Origin of the sequence: Adhaeribacter arboris, assembly GCF_003023845.1 — a bacterium.
GTDB classification, from domain to species: domain Bacteria; phylum Bacteroidota; class Bacteroidia; order Cytophagales; family Hymenobacteraceae; genus Adhaeribacter; species Adhaeribacter arboris.
The window spans coordinates 5,609,541-5,630,376 of the sequence record NZ_PYFT01000001.1; the positions used below are offsets into that span (position 1 = coordinate 5,609,541).

At 42.6% G+C, this 20,836-nt stretch carries 16 protein-coding genes; 5 read left to right on the forward strand and 11 right to left on the reverse strand.

Translation table 11 applies throughout. The annotated features are described in order from the left end of the window. Nucleotides 1–14: 14 nt before the first annotated feature. From AHMF7605_RS22805 to AHMF7605_RS22815, 3 genes are read right to left on the reverse strand one after another with little or no spacing between them, the layout of a single operon-like run. A complete protein-coding gene (locus AHMF7605_RS22805; protein WP_106932302.1) occupies nt 15–1,202 on the reverse strand; it encodes a DUF4249 domain-containing protein in 1,188 nt (395 codons plus the stop codon). Then, nucleotides 1,202–3,985, reverse strand: coding sequence for a TonB-dependent receptor (locus AHMF7605_RS22810; protein WP_106932303.1), 2,784 nt, complete (start codon nt 3,983–3,985; stop codon nt 1,202–1,204). Before AHMF7605_RS22810 ends, AHMF7605_RS22805 begins: the two co-directional genes overlap by 1 nt. A 56-nt stretch (nt 3,986–4,041) precedes the next feature. After that, complete coding sequence (locus tag AHMF7605_RS22815; RefSeq protein WP_106932304.1) at nt 4,042–4,806, reverse strand: hypothetical protein; 765 nt, start codon at nt 4,804–4,806, stop codon at nt 4,042–4,044. A 643-nt stretch (nt 4,807–5,449) separates the two neighbouring features. Between AHMF7605_RS22815 and AHMF7605_RS29925 the strand changes: the two genes are divergently transcribed. Beyond that, a complete protein-coding gene (locus tag AHMF7605_RS29925) occupies nt 5,450–5,626 on the forward strand; it encodes a hypothetical protein (RefSeq protein WP_158267597.1) in 177 nt (58 codons plus the stop codon). A 91-nt stretch (nt 5,627–5,717) separates the two neighbouring features. Here AHMF7605_RS29925 and AHMF7605_RS22820 read toward each other — a convergent pair whose 3' ends face one another. From AHMF7605_RS22820 to AHMF7605_RS22845, 6 genes are all read right to left on the reverse strand, one after another. Beyond that, nucleotides 5,718–5,993 (reverse strand): hypothetical protein, encoded by a 276-nt coding sequence (locus tag AHMF7605_RS22820; protein WP_106932305.1) that lies wholly within the window; start codon nt 5,991–5,993, stop codon nt 5,718–5,720. Nucleotides 5,994–6,080: 87 nt separating this feature from the next. Next, nucleotides 6,081–6,794 carry an ABC transporter ATP-binding protein gene (locus tag AHMF7605_RS22825; RefSeq protein WP_106932306.1) on the reverse strand — a complete coding sequence of 238 codons (714 nt, stop codon included), beginning with the start codon at nt 6,792–6,794 and terminating at the stop codon, nt 6,081–6,083. 203 nt (nt 6,795–6,997) lie between these two features. Continuing rightward, nucleotides 6,998–10,039, reverse strand: coding sequence for a tetratricopeptide repeat protein (locus AHMF7605_RS22830; RefSeq protein WP_106932307.1), 3,042 nt, complete (start codon nt 10,037–10,039; stop codon nt 6,998–7,000). A gap of 15 nt (nt 10,040–10,054) precedes the next feature. Then, nucleotides 10,055–10,342 carry an Asp-tRNA(Asn)/Glu-tRNA(Gln) amidotransferase subunit GatC gene (gene gatC, locus AHMF7605_RS22835; RefSeq protein ID WP_106932308.1) on the reverse strand — a complete coding sequence of 96 codons (288 nt, stop codon included), beginning with the start codon at nt 10,340–10,342 and terminating at the stop codon, nt 10,055–10,057. Next, on the reverse strand, nt 10,284–11,087 hold the full coding sequence (locus tag AHMF7605_RS22840; RefSeq protein WP_233219225.1) for a lysophospholipid acyltransferase family protein: 804 nt from the start codon (nt 11,085–11,087) through the stop codon (nt 10,284–10,286). The genes gatC and AHMF7605_RS22840 overlap by 59 nt, the downstream gene beginning before the upstream one ends. Before the next feature lie 157 nt (nt 11,088–11,244). Further along, nucleotides 11,245–11,799, reverse strand: a complete 555-nt coding sequence (locus tag AHMF7605_RS22845) for an NUDIX domain-containing protein (RefSeq protein ID WP_106933579.1) — start codon at nt 11,797–11,799, stop codon at nt 11,245–11,247. 255 nt (nt 11,800–12,054) lie between these two features. Here AHMF7605_RS22845 and AHMF7605_RS22850 point away from each other — a divergent pair, with 255 nt between their 5' ends. Further along, a complete protein-coding gene (locus AHMF7605_RS22850; RefSeq protein ID WP_106932309.1) occupies nt 12,055–13,611 on the forward strand; it encodes a DUF4394 domain-containing protein in 1,557 nt (518 codons plus the stop codon). Nucleotides 13,612–13,959: 348 nt separating this feature from the next. Here the strand turns inward: AHMF7605_RS22850 and AHMF7605_RS22855 are convergent, their stop codons facing one another. Then, complete coding sequence (locus AHMF7605_RS22855; protein WP_106932310.1) at nt 13,960–14,751, reverse strand: FRG domain-containing protein; 792 nt, start codon at nt 14,749–14,751, stop codon at nt 13,960–13,962. A gap of 485 nt (nt 14,752–15,236) precedes the next feature. Here AHMF7605_RS22855 and AHMF7605_RS22860 point away from each other — a divergent pair, with 485 nt between their 5' ends. The 3 genes from AHMF7605_RS22860 to AHMF7605_RS22870 all read left to right on the forward strand — a co-directional run bounded on the left by AHMF7605_RS22860 (nt 15,237) and on the right by AHMF7605_RS22870 (nt 18,981). Further along, nucleotides 15,237–16,253 (forward strand): ABC transporter substrate-binding protein, encoded by a 1,017-nt coding sequence (locus tag AHMF7605_RS22860; RefSeq protein WP_199200296.1) that lies wholly within the window; start codon nt 15,237–15,239, stop codon nt 16,251–16,253. 116 nt (nt 16,254–16,369) lie between these two features. Continuing rightward, the gene (locus AHMF7605_RS22865; protein ID WP_199200297.1) at nt 16,370–17,866 is read left to right on the forward strand and encodes a sugar ABC transporter ATP-binding protein; all 1,497 of its coding nucleotides are present in this window, start codon (nt 16,370–16,372) and stop codon (nt 17,864–17,866) included. A gap of 140 nt (nt 17,867–18,006) precedes the next feature. Continuing rightward, on the forward strand, nt 18,007–18,981 hold the full coding sequence (locus AHMF7605_RS22870) for an ABC transporter permease (protein WP_106932312.1): 975 nt from the start codon (nt 18,007–18,009) through the stop codon (nt 18,979–18,981). 155 nt (nt 18,982–19,136) lie between these two features. On the opposite strand, the gene AHMF7605_RS22875 is transcribed toward AHMF7605_RS22870, so the two are convergent. Next, nucleotides 19,137–20,711, reverse strand: a complete 1,575-nt coding sequence (locus AHMF7605_RS22875) for an aldehyde dehydrogenase (NADP(+)) (protein WP_106932313.1) — start codon at nt 20,709–20,711, stop codon at nt 19,137–19,139. Nucleotides 20,712–20,836: the final 125 nt, after the last annotated feature.

The following is a 20,836-nucleotide window of genomic DNA, read 5'->3' on the forward strand; positions in this document are numbered from 1 at the left end:
TGCTTTAATACTAATTATTTCCAAAAATCTGGTTTTATATTGGTGCCTCTTAGCCGGCAGTCTACGCAGGAAATGGAAGCCGCCGTATAGCCAATTAAGCGCGGAATACCTACCGGTGGATAAATAGGCGTTACCGGTAAGTAAATACCCGGTGCAAAATAAGTTTCCACATCTTCTATTGTAAAATATCGAATATAATCAATAACAATGGAGTCAAGCGGAGGACAATCTTCGTAGCCGGTAGAAAATCGGCCCCAGGTTTTAGGTAATTCTTCTCTGTCTACGAATATTCTTTTCTGCGTTTCGGAGTGGGCTCCAATAAAGCCAATTATCGGTTCTGTTGGATTGGTTACACAATGAATGTTGCCGGTTAACTGCGTAGGAAGGGGGTCGAATAAAGAACCAATATTTTCGGTATTTTTTCGTAGCGCTTCGTAATACGCGTATTCTTCCTGGCTGAGAGCATATTGTTTGACTAAAATACTATAACGCCGACCTAATTTTACGGAACCTTGCGGAATTAAAACCAAAGGATAATTAGATATTACATCTTGATTCAGCCGGGCCGTAGTGCCAATTCTTATGGCCGAGGAATTTTCGGTTTTCCAGCAAACATAAATGTTGTCGTTCGAATTGCGTGATTTTACGCCGTTGTCCCGGTACTCTAAAGAAGTAGAATAAGCCGAATTAAACTCCCAGGTCTCTTCGTATTTCCAGCGGTAGAATTTAGTCTCATTGGCGGCATCCTGGCTGCTCACGTAAATTTGCAGGCCATTGTTTTTGGGTTGCCAGGTAATATTATCAATAGCGGGAGTAACTTTAACCGGAACGTAATCCGAAGTATATTCTTTCCCGGCTACGGTGGTAAAATGTAACCGGTATTTCTTAAGAGGGTCTAAAGTTAAATTATCCGAAATGTACGTGCCGGCGTCTTGTTCCCTTAACGCATATTGCATTCCATTTTCTTCTTCCAGATACACCGAAGCCCGGCTTTCGGCGGGCGGAACAGTATCGGCCGTTAAGTTAATGGTACGCGATAATTTTATGCTGGTAATGCCCTGACTGTTAATATAACCATCTACTACTACAAAACTTTCGGGTATGTCTTTTACCTTAGGATCAAACGGGTCTACGCAGCTGCTCAACGATAAGAGCAGAGCAAAGAATAAGAGCGTTGGCCGGTAACGAATGGATAAACTCATTAAAATTTAAAATTATACGTGACGGTAGGAATAGGCCGGCCAAAAATGGAGAGCTGGTACCCGTTAATTTGGGTGCCTTCCGATTTAAAATAAATAGAATACGGATTTTTACGCCCGGTCAGGTTATAAATAGCCAAGGTCCAGGAGCTATGCGCCAACTTCTGCACTTTATGATTGCCTTCCATATTCATGGCAAAATCGGCGCGGTAATAATCGGGCACCCGGTACGCATTTCGGTCAGAATAATAAACCCGGTACGAATTGTCGACGAAATATTTAGCTAATGGCAAAGTTATCGGGCGGCCGGTATTGTAGGTGAAGTTTAACGATGTGCTAAACCGGCGGCTAAACCGGTAATTACCAATTAAGGTGAAATCATGGGGTTTGTCGAAATTACTGGGATAATACGAACCACCATTAATTTTATCGGAAGTAGTGCCTTCGTTTACTTTTACCAACGACCGGGAATACGTATAACTTACCCAACCATTAACTTTACCCGTCAGCTTTTTTACCATTACTTCTAATCCGTAGGCTTTGCCCGCGGCGTTTACTACATCGGTTTCTATGTGATGGTTTAACAAGAGAGTGGCCCCGCTTTTATAATCCACAAAATCGTGCATCTTTTTATAATAAGTTTCGACGGAAGTTTCGATGGTGTTAGATTTAAAATTACGGTAGTATCCCAATGCTACCTGGTCGCCGATTTGCGGCCGGATGTACGAATCGCTCAATTTCCAGATATCGGTAGGCGACATGGCGGCGGTATTAGAAAGCATGTGAATGTACTGGCGCATCCGGTTGTAACTCATTTTTACCGATGAGTTTTCGGTAAGCGCTAATTTGGCCGAGAGGCGGTATTCTGGTCCGTGGTATTTTGCTAGTACGTCTCCCGCTTTATACTGCAGCGTATCGGTAATGGTACTTTCGCTTCGGGAAATACCAGGTAAATACTGGTATACTTGTTTGGGGCCTAAAGCCTGATACAGGGAGTATCGCAAACCAATAGAAACGGAAAGCCTAGTGGAAATATCTATTCTATCCGAAGCATAAAGAGCGCTTTCTACCGCTTTTTCCCGGCTCAACACATCGGTGACCATTAAGGATTCGGTGCCTAACGGTTTTAAGCTGCCGGGAGCAATATGGTACAAAATAGAACTCGCCCCAAAATCAAAAGTGTGTTTAGCGTTATGAAAATAACTAAAATCGGCTTGAACGTTCGATTGGTTGATGCTGTAGTTAAGTTTGGAGGCATTTACCGGATTAATGTCGCTGGTAATATTATACTGGTAATAACTATAAGCCCCGGTTAAAACGCCGTATAATTTATTATTAAAAATATGCTTCCATTTTAAGCTGGCATTCTGATTTAAATACTGGTACAACGTATCGGCGGCTAGTTTAAATTTATCGCGGCTCCGGTAACCAGTGGCGTAAATACTGTTTTTAGAATTTATCTCGTGGCTGATGTGCGCATTTAAGTCGTAGAAAGCCGCAGAGCTATTTTTAAAACTGCTGTTCGGTAACTTTTGCAAAATCCAATCGGAGTAAGTACTGCGGCCACTTACAATAAAAGCACTTTTATCTTTTATTATCGGACCTTCTAAGGTAAGCCGACTGGTAAGTAATCCGATGCCGCCGGAGCCGGAAAATTGTTTTTTATTGCCATCGCGGGTAGCTATTTCCAGCACCGAAGATAATCGCCCGCCGTATTTGGCCGGCACCGCGCTTTTATATAGTTCTACCGTTTTTAATATATCCGGATTAAAGGCCGAAAAAAAGCCAAATAAGTGCGCCGGATTGTAGATAGTAGCATCGTTAAAAAGAATTAAGTTTTGGTCGGTAGCTCCGCCGCGTACGTTCATGCCGGTATTGCCTTCGCCCACCGATTTTACGCCGGGTAAAGTAAGTACCACCCGCAAAATATCGGTTTCCCCGAAAGCGGTGGGTACCTGGCGCATAGTTTTAATATCCAGTTTTTCCAGACCCATTTGCATACCGGCTACATTTTTATCTTTTTCCGCTTCAATTACTACTTCTTTCAGGGGCGTTATGTCTTCTTCTACTTCAATTTCCAGTTGGCCATCGCTCTGCAGCAAAAGCTGGCGTTTGGTATTTTTTATCCCCGAGCCCCGAATAAATAAATCATGCCGCCCCAAAGGTAAAGTGAGCGAGTAATAACCAAACTGGTCGGTGGTGGTGCCGATAGAAGGAGATTGAATGTAAACAGCCGCCCCAATTACCGGCTCTCCGGATTTTACATCGCGCAAGTGACCCGCTAAGGTAGCTTTGCCGGCGCTGGTGTTTCCACCGGACCTGCCTATTTCGTACAGTTTCCGTTCGGCTAAAGTTAAAGAGCGGGAATTACCAGAAGTTGTTACCGAGGAATTATTTGGCTGGCTGTTTTGGGTGATGGCGTTGTTTGCCGCTTCGGGTTTAAAATAATTATCCGGTAAATTTAAGTTCAGGGCTACTCCCGAGGTAATATAAACCCGGTTTTCTGCATCTACCGCGAAATGCAAGGCAGTACCATTCAAAACCGTAGTAAGTACCGTTGCCAGAGGTTGATCTTTTACCTGAACCGTAACAAATAAACTATCTACTGCCGTAGAGTCATAAAAAAAATGGTAGTTGGTTTGTGCTTCTACCGAGTGGACGAATTGATTAAAACGTAAGTTTTTAAAATCCCCGGTAATTACATTATTTTTGGTATTCTGCCCGTAACTAACCCCACTTTTTGTAATCAGAAGCAGGAAAATTAACAAGCGGTAGTAACAATTCATAAACAATACTTTTAGGCTGACGAAGAAACTTGATTTTTTAAACTGGGTTCCTTCTTTTAGGGCGATTTACCTGGGGGTAGATTGTTGTAATATTGGATTAGTTTAACCAGAGCATACTCCCGGGTTTCTTTTTTAAATTTTAGATGCTGATTGCGGCTGTATTTTTGGAGCTCCTTTTTGTTGTCGGTCAGTATTTTCAGAACGGCTTTCTTTTTGCTCACCGGATAGTATTGATCATTTTTGCGGATAAAGAATCTATCTTCGGTTATAAATTCTCCTTCCATGCCTCGGATGGTAGCATCTTCGTACACTCTTTTCACCCTTTTGGCAAGTAATTTTGTTTTGCCGTCCACGAGCAAATCATAAAAGCCCGTTTTAACCGGAGATTCGCTTAAAGTGTCGGCGGCTAAGCGAATAAAAGTATGGTCATGTACTTTAAAATAGTTTACTTTTTTGTTTTCGAGCTTAAACAGCAGAGAGCCGTTCGGCTCGGAAATAACAATCTGGTCCAGCAGGACGTCGTACAACAAGGGTACGTTCGTAAACAAATACCCGTCGTAGTACACATCCCCTTCTTGTTCTTCACCGGATCTAAAAAACTGGTGCCCTTTTAAGTAATATTTATCGTAGGTTAAATATTCTTTACCATTAAAAAGAATTTTCTGGTCGCCAATAGCTTGGTCATACTGGGAAATTAAATTATTTATTCTGGTGGCCAAATAAGCCGAGTCGTTAGTTGCCACCTGGCTAAAAGCCTGACTAGAAATAATTACTCCCAGTAATGTAAAGAAATAGTTTGATTTTATTAAAAAGCGCTTCATTCCATTACTTTTAACTAAATAAAACGGCCTGTAAGAATTAATTTTTTCAGACTACTAGCATTAATTCTTAAACCAATTTTCTGCATTGCTTTAGCCCAAGTATTTCTCTCTACTTCAACTATATAGTAATCCTAAATGTAGTACAAATTCTAAGATATCCATCAAGGTAAAGCACAACTTTATTTTATGGGCCGTAGGTTTCTTCGTTCCAACTCGGTCAGCCGTATTTGCTGCTGAAAATCTCTTCTGATAAAAGTAGTTAATGGCTGTTGCCTGGCCTCAGACAGATGGGCAAATGAGATATTTTTGGATCTTAGGTAAGCTATTATTTTTCATAGGGTCTATTTTGCTTCTAAGGGTATTTATGATTATACCTGCTTTCGGTTAAGCAAAATTTTATTTAAAACTTTTAGAAATGGGCCAAGACCAAAACTAATGCTCGGAAATTAGCCTCTATTAATAGGTAGTAGATCAAAATTTCTTTTCTGTAATAACATACTATCTATATATAAGAAAAAACATTTTAATAATTAAACAAGATTAGCATTGGGTTTATGCGATAAGAAAGTTTGATTCTCTATTTAGCTAAATTATACCGAACGATTAGCCTGGTTTTAGTTGTAGTGATGGAAACGATAAAATTATGGAACTGAAAGACTACCCTATTTTACAAGAAGAAGAATACGATGCTATGGCTCACCGCCTGAACCTGTTAGCGGAGGCATTAGAAAATGTAAATCCAGGTGCGAACGTACCTAAATCGAAAGAACTAAAACAAGCCGCCCGGGAGGTTTTATATTTCTTCCGACAATTAATCTAATCTGAAAAAGAAGCTAAGAAGGCCCCGACAAGGGGCTTTTTTCATTTATATTGGTTATCTGGCTGCACTTTGTTGAGTATTCATACTTTTATTACTTTATTAAACCTGGGTACTCTGAGAAATAGACATTCATCCCGATTTCTCCCATTATTTTCATTGATTCAGCATTGAGTACACCACCACCTCCAGATGCATCTTTTCTAATATCAAAACCCATATCTGCCACATAACTTCCTTTTGGCAAATTCTTTCCTTCTATTCTAAGCCAATTTTCAAGTGAATCAATCTGATTGGGCAAATCCCAAACATCATCGCAGAGAAAATCTATACTTTCATAATTTGCCTCATTGTAAATATTTATAGGCATGTTTTTTTGTTTTGGATAAACTGCCGGATAAATTACCTGATAGGTGTTAATGGGGAAAGGAGGGAGAAGAAGAATCTAAACTCCTGTTTAAACCGGCACCGAATGCCGCATAATTTCCTTATTTATCTCATCCGATTCTATTAAACCATCGCGCAGGCGGACAATGCGGTGGGCATATTTGGCGATATCCTCTTCGTGGGTAACCATAATAATAGTATTTCCTTTGGAGTGCAGGTTTTCGAAGAGCTCCATTATTTCGTATGAAGTTTTCGAATCCAGGTTACCGGTAGGTTCATCGGCGAGCATAATGCTCGGGTTGTTTACCAAGGCCCGGGCAATGGCTACCCGCTGGCGCTGTCCGCCCGAAAGTTCATTGGGTTTATGTTTGGCGCGGGGGCCTAAGCCTACACTTTCCAGGGCTTGCATGGCTTTCTCTTCCCGGACACTTTTGCCATAACCCGCGTAAATTAACGGTAAAACAACATTATCCAGGGAGGTAGAGCGAGGTAGTAAATTAAACGTTTGAAAGACAAAGCCAATTTCTTTGTTTCGGATTTCGGCCAATTCGTTATCGGTCATATTACTCACGTCTTTGCCATTTAAAATATATTGCCCGCCAGAAGGCGTATCCAGGCAGCCCACAATATTCATGAGAGTAGATTTGCCGGAACCCGATGGGCCCATAAAGGCCACGTATTCACCCCGGTTTATATTTATCGACACACTTTTAAGGGCATGAATGGTTTCACTACCCATGTGGTAGACCCGCGAGATGTCTTTCGTTTCGATAACTATGCTCATAATTAGTGGCGTTCCTAATTTTAAACGATAAAGCTGTTGTTTATTCTATGTAACCGGAAATGGATTTAACTTTTAAAGAAACTAGTTTAATTCTTTTAAAGTACTTCAACGAAATTAGTTTAGATAACCATTTGCCCTAGATACAGCTAATCCTAAAGGTATTAATCTAGCAACGAACAACTAATAACAAGCAACTACTTCTATTATTCCCAGCCCGGAAAAGCGGCTTGTTTCTCTTTTAATTTTTGCTCGTACGTCGTTTGAAAGATAGCATACTCTGCCGGACTTAGCAAGTTTTTTAATTCCTGCGCCGCGGTTTGCGCAAAATCAATAAAGCCGAGTTTAATACTACTAAAAATATAAGCCTGATACAAGCGAGGCGAAAACGGATTATACTTAATACTACTTAAAAGTAAATCGTAGGCTTGATTGTCGTTTTTCTGAACGCGGCTAAAAAAATCAGCGGCCGCTAATACCGCATCTTCGTCGTAGATTAAGGCTTGCGGAACTTGCCGGTAAAAAGCTCTGGCTTGCTGTGGATTAGTTTTTTCGGCTACTACTGCCTGGTAAAATAATTTATGGTTTTGGCCGCCACTTGGGTTGGTAAGTGCAGGTACTAGCTTATCTAATTCACGTACATTATTTTGCTTTACTAATAAATCAGCCCGCAGAAAGTTAAGGGCGGCTGCTAAATTTTTATCTTGAGCCGCATAAGATTGGGCAGTTTGAATGGTTTGAGCCGCCGCTGTTAGATTATTGTTTTGTAAATAGTGCCGCGCTAACTCTAGTTGTCCCAACCCTTTAAAATTACCGGCAGTGATAGAGGTTACTACACTTTCAAATTCAGGAGTTTTTAAATCTGGTTGGTACAAAATCAGGTAAGCTACTTTGGCTGAGTCGGAAGCGGTAAGTACACTTTGCGTAGTTAAATTAAGTACGTTGGCCAGAAAGGTAGCCTGGGCTTTAAGTTTAGGCTCTTTTATTTCCGAAACTGCTTGGGAAACGGCTGCATACGCCGCGCCTTTATCCGGGGTATGAGCCAGGGCGTACAAATACGGCAGTTCTGCTTCCGGTATTTTATTCGTACGGGCTTTATCGAAATAACCAACCGCCGCTTGGTATAACTTCTGCTCCATCAGCCAGGAACCAATTAAATAATAATAAAAACCAGCGGTATTCGGCGAAGCCAAGGCTTGATTTTCTAAAGTTGTGCGGGCCTCATTTACCTGACCGGAATAATACTGCGCTAAACCTTTTAATAAAATTAGATTCTCGGCGTAAGGTGTATTTTCTTGTTGCGCCAGGTACTGGTTAATGCGCTTTACTGTTGCCGGATTGGATTGTCCGATATGCTCCAAAGTAGTATGGTAAAATAAAGCAAATTCGGCCGGCGTAAGTACTTTAGCCGGAAGATTTATATCATTGGAACCGGCAGTTGTTTTCTCTTGGAGCAGATTTAATAAAGTTACATTACTTTGCCAGGCTAACCATTTACCAGAGGTGGAGCCTTGTTCTGCTAAAGCTACCGCCTGTTGGGGATTTCCGTTTTTTAAATAAAAAGCCAGTAAATTACTCTGTACCAGTTCCCGGTGATTACCCGCTTCGCTCAGCGCTTGCTGATAAAAATACTCCGTAGAATCTACGAGCGAAGTGGTTTCGTAGAGCAATGCTTTATTTGTCAGCAAAGCCGTACTGTTCGGGAAAGTGCGTAATCCCTGGTTTAATAAAAACAAATGATTAAAGAAGCTTTTCGGGTCGGTTTGCGTACCGGCTAAACGGGCGTAAACTTTTTCAGAAGGTTGGCCGGCTAAGGCATCTTTTAATAAATTTATTTCGGCGGTACTGTAGGCGCGCTCGCGGTAAAGGCCTGCCAGGGCGTATGTTGATTTTAAATTATGATGGCTAAACACGGTACCCTCCGTGTAAAAACGTTCGGCGAGTAATAGGTTATCGGCAGCTTTATAAAAATCACCGAGGTAATTATAGTAACCAGCTTGAGCCTTGTTGTAAACGCTAAACGTAGACCGGAAAATTAACGCCAGCAGCAATAAACTCCCCATGAGGTAAACCGTGTAAAAAGGCATTTGTTTAGGATCGAATACTACTTTATGAACGGCTAACCGCTGTTGAATGAGCTTATAAAAATTAAGTAAAATATACAGGAAAAACAGAAAACCGTAGGCCAAATGCGTATACACAATAACATCGGTAAAAGCAGAAATAAGCGGGGTATTGGCCGTAGCAAATGCGTACCCAATACTTAACAAGCTAATAATAGCCAAAGTCAGATACAAATAAGAAGCTCCGGTGGTAAAGGTAAAATACTGCTGGTACTGAACTTTCCGTCTTTTCCATCCCCAGTATCCGGCTAGCGTGGATAAGAAAAGAATAATAAACGGATCTACGTAGTAAAAATCCAGCTGTATAATTGCGGCATTTTTGAGGTAGAGCAATAGTAAATTAAGTAAGTACAAAAGGCCAATCAAGATAAAATGCCATAAACCGTAGCGACGTTCCGGCGACGGGCCCTGTGTATTTATCCAAAGCAAAGCGTGAATGTTTTCGAAGGCCACCAGAAAAATAAACAAGCACGTTGCTACAAATGCTCCCAGGCTGCTGTAATGCACTACCTGCATGGCCGATAAAGTAGCGGAAAACGGCGATTGAGAATTCAGGAAAGCCGCCAGAGCGACCAGAATTCCGAGAAAAGTAAAAAAGCGGACCCACAGCGAAACTTGAGTAACAAAAGCCTGAAAAGCATAACTTACCAGCACTAATATTCCCAACACCAAAATTAAAAATACCTGATTATCATCGGGAGTAGCCCGTAACAAGTCAAAGTTGCAGGTAGCCAGAAAAAGCATCGCCAAAATCATGGCCACGATATAAGGCAATCGCAGAAAGGTGCTGATAATAGTAAAGTATACGGCCAGAGCTAAGCTTAAAATTCCTAAGAAGATAGCGGCTAATTCGGGTCGCAATTCGGGTAAACCCACGTCAAAGCGTTCAGAAACCAGAAAACCGGTAACCGGTACCAGAAACGTTTGAAAAAGATCGGTAAACCGGGAAAACGTGGCCGAAATCGGGTACAGTTCGGCTTGTGGTTGCCACGGCATCACCTGCTCGGCGCCGGTAAAATAATGGTAAATGGCCAGGCTTAATGCGGCTAAACCCAGCAGGAGTAATAAATAAAAAAGAAAAGGGCCGCCTTTACGCCGGCCGCCCAGTAAATTTTGTTCTGCCATTTACGGTTTTAAACGTTAATCCAGCACTTTTGGTACTCTAAAATAATCAGAATCTTTGCGAGGAGCGTTTTTAAGGCCTTCTTCGTGCGTGATAATAATTTTCGGTTCATCCGGCCGCAATACATTTACCTCTTCGCTCATGTGCAATAAAGGCTCTACCTGAGAAGTATCGAGTTCCCGCAGCTTTTCCATCCAGTCCAAAATTTTATTCAGATCCTGCAGCATTTCCTGTTCTTTGGTTAAATCAAATTCCAGACGGGCTAAATGTGCTAATTTCCGGATCGTTTGTATATCGGTGCTCATAATGATTATGTAAACTTAAATCGGCTTGAATTATTTTAAATACTTTACTTTTTAAATCTTCCAGATCGGCCAGGGTAAGATCGGCAGTAGATATAGGTTCAAAGAACGTAATTTTTAAGGAGTGCCAGTGCACAATAAATTTACCATCTACGTCCGGCAAGAAAATATGATTGTAGGGCATAGAAACCGGTACAATAGGTATTTTCTTTTCAATCGCTAATTTAAACGGTCCGTCTTTAAAAGGGAGCATGTCGTAACCGGCAGTTTCGGCAATGGTGCCTTCCGGGAAAATAACTACCGATCGTCCCTGATCAAGCGTGCGCCCCGACTGAATGTACGATTTGGCCCGGCTCACCGCGCTATTCCGATCCACGGAGATATACAACTTATTATAAATCGGCCCCCAAAGCGGTACTTTCGCCAGCGATTTTTTACCCACGAAATTTAAATACCCCGGTACACTGTTTAACAACAACGGAATATCAATGTAAGAACTATGATTGGGGGTATAAATATAAGGTGTGTTTTTAGCAAGCAAAGCCTTACGGGTAATTTGCAGCGGTAAACCGTACAAGCGCAATTGTATATACGACCAAAAACGATTAAGCCCATGCGCGTACGGGTACCAGCGAGGTTTCTGTACCAAAACCACAAAAAAAGGATAAAGCAGAAAAAAAGGTATAATAAACGAAATAACGCACCAGCCAGCGTAAATCTTACGTACTATTTTTACCAGCAGCTTCATGAAGGCAAAAGTACAAATATTCGGTTTAAGTTCACGTACGGACTTGCTTTTTCCGGTTTCCGATTTAAAATAACCTCAAAAGTTGGTATGAAACGGAACCAAGTTTTCACAGAAATTTGAAGATACCAAAGAGTGATTGAAAGAAGAAATTAAAAAATTATTGCGGATGTTTTAAAACTTTATCTGCTTTTAAAATACCGGCGATGCTTAAAGCATCCGTAATTTCGCCGGCCATTACCATGCGCACGGCTTCGGCGAGCGGCACCTTTTTAATATGCAACTCTTCTGTTTCTTCGTGTTCGGTTTCGCCGGCAGTTAAATCCTGGGCTAAAAAAAGAAAGCCAAATTCGCTGGTAACCGAGTTAGAAGTATGAATGCGGCCCAGATTTGTCCAGGTAGCGGCGGTAAAACCAGTTTCTTCTTTTAATTCGCGTTTGGCCGATTCCAAGGCATCAATGCCGTGCGGGCCACCGCCTTCCGGAATTTCCCAGGAGTACTCGTTTAAAGGATAACGATATTGGCCTACCAGGTAGGTATTGCCATCGGCATCAATGGGCACTACGCCAATAGCCATATTTTTGAAATCGACTACCCCGTAAATGCCGCGGCCACCTTTCGGGTTAATTACCTGATCTTCGCGGAGGCTGAGCCAAGGATTTTCATAAATAGGCTGGGAAGAAAGAGTAGTCCAGGGGTTTTCGTGTTCGTTCATGGTTAAGTTGCAGGTTGTCGGTTGCAGGTTACAAGTTACGAAAGTGCCGTTAATCTGTTTAAAATGTAATATTAACAAATAATTGCTACGCATTTCAGGCTAAATAATGCCACACCCCGGAAAGTATTGCCCCTAAGTAACCAATAGTAAGGGTATGTTATCCGTCTGAAAATAAATGAGTTAATAAGCAATCCGTTAGGGGAGACACATCGTAGGTTTTTTGTTCTTTAAAACCTTCAACTAAAACTTTCGAAAATGAAAAAAAGCTTTTACCAGATTAAATTGGCTGCTCTGGCTATGCTGCTATTGTCATTCGCCAGCTGCCAGAATGATTTTGACTCCGCCTCCGAAAAAGAAGTAAATTCTTCCAGCGACTTACTGATGAGCCGACCCAAGCTAGATATTACTTTTTATGCCTTACAGCGTGGGTCAATCCTCCACAAGCTTAATACCGATGATCCAGGGAAAATAATAAAAGCCATCACCATTACCGGATTACAGGCCGATGAAAAAATATTAGCCATTGATTTCCGGCCGGCTACCGGGCAGTTGTATGGGGTGGGCAGTACCAGCCGATTATACGCCATTAATTTAAATTCCGGCGCTGCTACCATGATTGGTATGGAACCTTTTACTCCGGCTCTGGAAGGTAATTTAACCGGGTTTGATTTTAACCCAACCGTTGATCGCATCCGGATAGTAACAAATACCGGACAAAATCTGCGGTTAAACCCCGAAAACGGCAAGGTGGCGATGGAAGACGCCGACATCAACGGGGCATCCGGTGCCATGATAGCCGCTGTAGCGTATACCAACAGCATGGCGGGAGCAGCTACCACTACTTTATACGATATTGACGTGAGTAAACAAAAACTTTACAAACAAGATCCTCCTAACGACGGTAAATTAGTAGAAGTAGGCGATTTAGGTTTGAAAATAAGCGGCGAAGGTGGTTTTGATATTGTAGCTAAAGGAAATAAAGCACTGGCTCTTTTTAACGTGGAAGATAAATCAACCTTGTTTACGGTAGATTTAAAAAATGGTCATACCCAAGTACTGGGAAGATACGCTAAAAGCCGGCAGTACACCGGTATCGCTATTCCTACCCCGCCCGTAGCCTACGCCGTGAGTTTGATGAACGACCTTTTAATTTTTAACCCGAAAGATCCAGCCAGTATTATCTCCAAGCCTATTACCGGATTACAAGCCGACGAAAAAGTTTTGGGTCTTGATTTCCGGCCAAAGAACGGTCAACTCTACGCTTTGGGCAGTACCAGCCGCATCTACACAGTTAATGCGGCTTCGGGGGCCGTTATGGAAGTGGGTAAATTAACTACCCGTTTAAGTGGTTCAGTCTTTGGTTTTGATTTTAACCCGGTTGCCGATCGCATCCGGATTGTGAGCAGCAATGAGCAAAACCTACGGGTAAACCCGGATGATGCTACGGCTACCGTGGATGGTAATATTAACGCCGATACAAAGAATCTGGCTGTTACTGCAGCCGCGTACACCAACAATTTTGCCGGTACTATGACGACTGAACTCTTCGTGCTGAATTCGGCCGAAAACAAGCTTTATCAGCAAAATCCACCTAATGAGGGCACTTTGATGTTAAGAGGAAATCTGGGGATAAATGAAAATGGAGTGAACGGTTTTGATATTGGCGGAACCAGCGGAATGGCTTACGCTCTTTTAACCACCAAAGATGGTAAAACCAAACTGTACCGTATTAATTTAGCTAGAGGAGCGGCTACTCCGGTAGCTAATTTTAGTTCAACTGTAAGAGGTTTTACTTTGGGCTTAGGTTTTTAAGTTTTACGTTATAAGTAGTACGTTTTAAGTTATACGTTATTGATTTATACGAGCTTGTCCATCAGATACGTAACCTGAACGTACGGTAGAATTGATTTTCTCTTTTTAATTGAGAACAATCAAAAGCCGCTGCCTTTTATAAGCTGAAAGGTAGCGGCTTTTAATTTAACAGAAAAGGTATGTAGGTTGGAGTTACCGAGGAAACTATTATCTCCTCGCGTTTAGCACTATATTATTCTCTAAGTTTTAGTTAATAGGTAGATAATCTCCGAAAATTTAAGATAAACTCAACATTTATTGGTTATTTACGAGCCAAAATTACAAAAGCTTATAACCGAAAACTTAAAATCAGATAGTAGTATAATGGCGGCGCAACCACTCGCTTAAACCGTTAAGCCCCGGAAATAATACCCGTTCGGTAATATTGGCTTGGTCTAGTTTATCGCGGATTTCCCATTTTAAACGCGCCGGAATAATAATCCGGAAATACAAATCCGGATTTTGTTTCAGCCAATCGCTGAGCAAGGCCGTTGGCTTCGACATCATGGCAAACAAAGCAAATTGATGCACTATTCTACCGTCCAGCGAAGGTGGTTCCAGAAATATAACGTAATCTTCCTCCTGAAAAGCGCCTAATTCTTTCAGCGAACTGCAGACCGGCTCCAATACTTCAGGGGTAAAAACATTCGAACCTTCCTCCGAAATGGCATCTTTCAGCACCAAGGGCAAATGGGAGTTCGACCGTACGTAATTCACGCACCAAATTACAGCATCCGTATCGTAGTGCAATAAATTATTAGTGGCAAAATGCAAGGCTACGTAAGGGGAGTAAGTCCAGTCGAGCAAACGGGTGGGCAAACCATGGTGCTGCGCTACGGCTAGCCAATTCCAGATTGAATTGCCCGGGGCAGCATCGCGGTGCGCGTATTTCCTAAAATTGCGCAGTAAATGCGTTTCCAGCTTTGGATAATCACCACCGAGCCGGATTAAGCTAGTGGTTAACTCAAAATTTTTATTCCACATGCCCCGGTAAACATAAGAAGAGCGGTAACGATTAATTTTCGGGTCCCAAGAATCATTAAATAGCGCCCTTTGCAATTCCTCCCAAGAGTTAACCAAAATATCGTTATCTGATGACATATTTAAAAAGGGACAGTTAAAGTTTACTGTTCCGTATACGTGAATCCGGTAAATTGTATAATTATTTACCGGAAGATGCTTGCCACCACCCAGAGAAATTTACCCGATCTAGAAAATGTAAGCTTGATTTAAGGACTGGTGGAGCCACGACCTGTCTTTTGTTCCAGGCAATAAATATGAAAGCAAATTGTTTTAATAAAAATTAATTTCCCTATTTTCACCACGCGATGAGCTGGCACTGAAGCAAAATTTTACGCTTAACTATTTAAATAAAAGGTTTGCACTAAAATTTATTTAGTACTTCAACGAAATTAGTTTGGCCTATGCCTTACACTAATTTATTGGTAAGCACCAATTTATTAATCGAACAACTACTTATACAACCGGTTTTGCCTTCATTCAGCAAAAATCTACTTAGTAGATTTTACAACAGACAAGATAATTTTTTACGCCTTATAAAAATGATAACTAATCGAAGCAGATTTTTGAAAAATGCCCTGGTTCTGGGAGCAATGGCTCTTGGTTCTGTTTTTACGGCCTGTAATAATAATTCTGGCTCCACGCAGGAAAATAGCACTAATGCTAAGCCAACAGCGGGTGAGACGTTAAAGATTGCCGTAATACCAAAAGGTTCGACGCATACCTACTGGAAAAGTGTACACGCCGGCGCCATGAAAGCAGCCAGCGAGTTAGGTAATGTAGAAGTTATTTGGCAGGGACCGCAAAAAGAAGACGACCGGCAAATGCAAATTCAGGTGGTTCAAAACTTTATCAGCCGCGGGGTGAACGGTATTGTTTTAGCTCCCCTCGACGAACGAAGCTTAGTACCGCCCGTGAAAGCCGCTATAAAACGTAAAATTCCGGTAGTAATTTTCGACTCCGATTTGGGTTCAAAAGAATACGCCAGTTTTGTGGCTACCGATAATTTTGCGGGAGGTAAATTATGCGCGCAACGGTTGGCGGAGTTGACCGGCGGGAAAGGAAAAATAATAATGCTGCGTTACAGCGAAGGCTCGGCCAGTACTCATGCTCGCGAAGAGGGTTTTTTAGCGGGCATGAAAGAATATGCTCCTGATGCCCAACTGGTTTCTACGAACCAGTACGCCGGCGCTACCATGGAAAAAGCTTTTCAGGCTTCTCAAAATTTGTTAAACCGTTTTGCTGACGTAAATGGTATTTACTGCCCGAATGAATCTTCCACGCAAGGAATGTTGCGGGCTTTGCAAACGGCCGGCAAAGCGGGCAAAGTAAAATTTGTGGGCTTTGATTCGAATGAAACTTTAATTACGGCCTTAAATGCGGGTACTATTCAGGGATTAGCTTTGCAGGACCCGTTTAACATGGGATACCAGGGAGTAAAAACCGCAGTAGCTGTTATTAAAGGGGATGCTTTCGAAAAGCGCATTGATACCGGAATTACTATGGCTACGAAAGAAAATATCAATGATCCTAAGATTAATGCCTTGCTCACGCCCGATTTAAAAAAATGGCTGAATGAGTAATTAGGCTTTAGTCGATAGTCCATAGTCCATAGTCTGTGGACCATAGTCCACAGACTATGGACTATAATTTTATAGGTACAGCCAGTTAAAATCTTATTCATTTAAATCTAAATTTCTTGCTGCTTTCTTTAGAAAATATAAGCAAAAGCTTTGGGCCGGTAAAAGCCTTAAAGAACGTTAGCTTGCAGGTAGAGCGTGGCGAAGTGCACGCGTTAATCGGCGAAAATGGGGCGGGTAAAAGTACCCTCATGAAAGTTTTGAGTGGAGCTTACACCGCGGATGGCGGCACCATGCATTTAGATGGCCAGTTATACGCGCCGGAATCACCGGCGGCGGGTCGTCAGTCGGGTATTGCCATGATTTACCAGGAATTAACTTTAGCGCCTCATTTGTCGATTGAAGAAAATATAATGCTGGGGCTGGAACGCACTTCGTTTGGGTTCGTGAAAAAGCAGCGGCAGCAGGTAAAAGAAGCACTCGACTGGTTAGGACAAGGTCACCTTGACCCGGATATGCCGGTTAATCGCTTAAGCTTAGGTAAACAACAACTGGTAGAAATTGCCCGCGCTTTGGTGATTGAATCAAGAGTGGTTATCCTGGATGAGCCTACCAGCTCTTTAACCGCCGAAGATGCCCGCGCTTTGTTTAAAGTAATCCGGAAGCTAAAAGAAAATAATATATCGGTTATTTACATCAGCCACTTTCTGGAAGAAGTAATGGAAATAGCCGACCGGTTTACCGTAATCCGCGACGGAGAATCTATCACTTCCGGTAACATATCCGAAGTTACTATTCCGGAAATAATCCGGCACATGATTGGCCGATCGGTAGAGGAGTTATACCCGCATCTTCCGCACCAAATTGGGGAGCCGGTTTTAACTGTTCGCAATCTGGTAACGGCTCCGTATCATAAAGAAATAACTTTTACGCTCCGGCGAGGTGAAATTTTAGGCATTTCGGGCTTGGTAGGGGCGGGGCGTTCCGAAACCATCCGGAGTATTTTTGGCTTGGAAATCGTTCGTAATGGTCAGGTAAAAATTAAAAATTACCCGGAACTCAACGCCGTATACATTAATCCGGGCAAGGCTTTAGGCACCGAAATGGATTTATTAAGCGAAAACCGGAAAGAAGAAGGCTTAGCTTTAAATTTATCCGTTGCCAATAACATTACTTTATCTGCCCTAAGTAAATACAGCAAATTCGGACTATTAAATTTGAACCAAGAGCACGAAACTGCTTCTAATTGGTCGGAAAAATTGCGCATAAAATGCCGTGATCCGAAACAAGCTATTGGTAGTTTATCGGGCGGAAATCAGCAGAAAGCTTGTATTGCGCGTTTATTGCACCACGATAGCGACATTTTATTCTTGGATGAACCCACCCGGGGAATTGATGTAGGAAGTAAAGCCGAAATTTACCGGTTAATTCAAACCTTAGCCTCCGAAGGTAAAGCCATTGTAGTTGTAAGTTCTTATTTACCGGAATTATTGGGAGTGTGCGATACCCTAGCGGTTATGTACCGGGGCCAGATGTCGGAGATTAAACCAATTTCCGCCTGGAATGAGCACGATATTATGCTTTATGCTACTTCCGGAGCAGAAGCAATGGCCTAATTTATTTGGTAATAGAAGAGCTTGTTGCCGGACCTTGCAGAATAAATATTTTTAATTTTATTTACCGGGTTTAAACTGAATTTAGCCAAAGTATATTTTACCCGGTTTCGGTTTCTACCTATTTGATTTTTATCTGATATATGAATAAAGTTTTAGCCAGGTTTGGGCCGTTTTTCGGGCTGCTGTTTGTGATAATTCTGTTTACCATTCTATGTCCGCCGCAGTTTAATTCTTTCGATAACGTAAAAACCATTCTTACTCAAAGTGTTATTGTGGGAATTGCGGCCTTTGGCATGACCATGGTCATTATTTCCGGCGGGATTGATTTAAGCGTAGGATCTCAAATTGCTTTAGGTACGGTGGTTATTGCTACCATCATGAATCTGCAGGGTGGTTCCGAGGCTACTTCCGTAGGGGGAATTATGCCTCTTGTGGCAGCTTTAGCGGCAATTGGGGCTTGTGCTTTATGCGGTTTAATTATTGGGTCGTTTATTTCCCGGTTTACTATTGTGCCGTTTATTGTTACGCTGGGTATGATGCAGATTGCCCGCGGCGTGGCAAAATGGATTGGGAAAGAACAAACCATTAGTACGCCACCCAACTGGTTGCAGGATTTAATGTTGTTAGATCCGGAACCATCGTGGCTGGTATTCGCACCGGGAGTTTGGATAACCGTATTGTTATTTGCCATACTGGCTATCCTTTTAAAATATACGGTATTTGGCCGGCATATTTTTGCTATTGGCTCCAACGAACTCACGGCCCGCCTTTGCGGCATTAAAGTAAATCTCAACAAAGCTATGATTTACACGGTAAGCTCCATATTTGTGGGTATTGCTTCGGTAATGCAGTACAGCAACTTAACCGTAGGCGATCCTACGGCGGCGAACGGGATGGAATTAGATATTATTGCGGCGGTGGTAATTGGCGGCGGATCTTTAAGTGGAGGGGAAGGTAGCGCTTTGGGTTCCATTATTGGAGCATTGATAATGGCGGTTTTGCGTAATGGCTGTAATATGTTGGGCTTGCCCAATTACGTGCAGGAAATTATCATCGGGATAATTATTGTGGGTGCCGTTTTAATAGATCGCTTAAAGCACCGCATTAACGCTTAGTAGCATTTTTTAGTAAGGAAGCTCTCCGAATAGTTAATAAAAAAGTCCGACAGAAGATTTTACAATTAAAAATCTTCTGTCGGACTTTTTTATTAACTGACAAAATTTATCTTCTTCTGAAATTAGTAGTTAGCCAGCTTTAATAACTGCATCCGTTATATTTTATCTTTCGTTAACTGACCATTCACATTGCGCCAAATATTCAAAGGGTTGCTATTTTGTAGTTCTGCTGGTAATACACTATCCGGAAAATCCTGGTAACAAACGGGTCGGCTGAACCGGTAGATAGCCGCCGTCCCCACCGAAGTGGTACGCGCATCGGTAGTAGCCGGGAAAGGTCCGCCGTGTACCATGGAGGCACAAACTTCTACTCCCGTCGGGAAGCCATTAATTAGTAAGCGGCCAACTTTCCGTTCCAAGATTGCGACCAGATCGGCGTATTCTACCAAATCCTCCGGGGTAGCTTGCAAGGTGGCCGTTAAGTGCCCGTGTAAGCCATTGGCAATAGCCATTAACTCTTCTTTACCCGTAGCCGAAATGTAAACCGTAGAAGGTCCAAATACTTCTTCGCCAATTTCCGGAGTAGCCAAAAAAGTAGTTGCATCGGTACGAAGTAAATGCGGAGTACCGCCGCAAGCGCTCTCATTGCTTATGCCGGTAGCTAGTACCGAAACGCCCGCCGTTTGCGTTAGCTTTTGAATGCCCGCATCAAAAGCTTGCTTTATGGTAGGAGTTAGCATGGTGCCCGCCGATAAACCCGTAAATACCTCCGTGGTTTTATTTAAAAATTTTTCTGCTTCCGTAGATTGCTGCGCTACCACTAAACCCGGATTGGTACAAAACTGACCAACGCCCATAGTTACAGAAGTCGCAAGCCCTTGCGCTAAATTCTCGCCCCGTTCTTTCAAAGCCCCTGGTAAAATAAATACCGGGTTAGTGCTGCCCATTTCGGCATAAACCGGAATAGGTTCAGGTCGGCGGGCTGCTGCGTCGAAAAGAGCCTTGCCGCCCCGGTATGAGCCGGTAAAGCCAATGGCCTTAATAAGCGGATGTTCTACCAAATCCATGCCTACCGCCGTGGATTGCCCGTGTACCATCGAAAATACGCCATCGGGCATATTAGTGGCCTGAGCTGCCCGCAACACTGCTGCCGCCATTAACTGCGAAGTGCCCGGATGAGCCGGGTGGCCTTTAACTACTACCGTACAACCTGCCGCCAACGCCGATGCCGTATCGCCGCCGGCTACCGAAAAAGCCAAGGGGAAATTACTCGCTCCAAAAATACCCACTGGTCCCAAAGCAATATTCATTCGCCGCAAGTCCGATTTAGGCAAAGGTTTCCGGTCGGGTATGGCCGTGTCAACAGTGGCATCTACCCAGGAACCTTCCCGTAATAAGGCGGCAAACATATTTAACTGACCAATGGTACGGCCTCGTTCACCCTGTAAACGGGCTTCGGGCAAACCAGATTCTTCCTGGCAAAGGGTTATGAGGGCATCGCCTAAGTTCATGATTTCTTCGCCAATTTTCTGCAGGAAATCTGCCCTTTCTGCTCCTGTTTTTTTCCGGTAGATTAAAAAAGCGGCTTCCGCTTTCTCTGCTGCCGCCGCTACTGCTTCCGGGGAACTTTCGGTGAATTCGGTGGTTAACCATTCGCCTTTAGTCGGGTTAAAACCCCGGAACGTTTTTGATGGAGTTGAAACTTCCGTAAGTATATTTTTATCAGTCATGATGATCGTATTTAAAGATTGGGAAACCTGATTATTTAAATTTCGAGAAATAAGGTTTACGTACTTTTATCCTAATGTCGTTACTTGAACTTAGCTTTAGGTTGATTTAAGAAAAGAAAATAAGG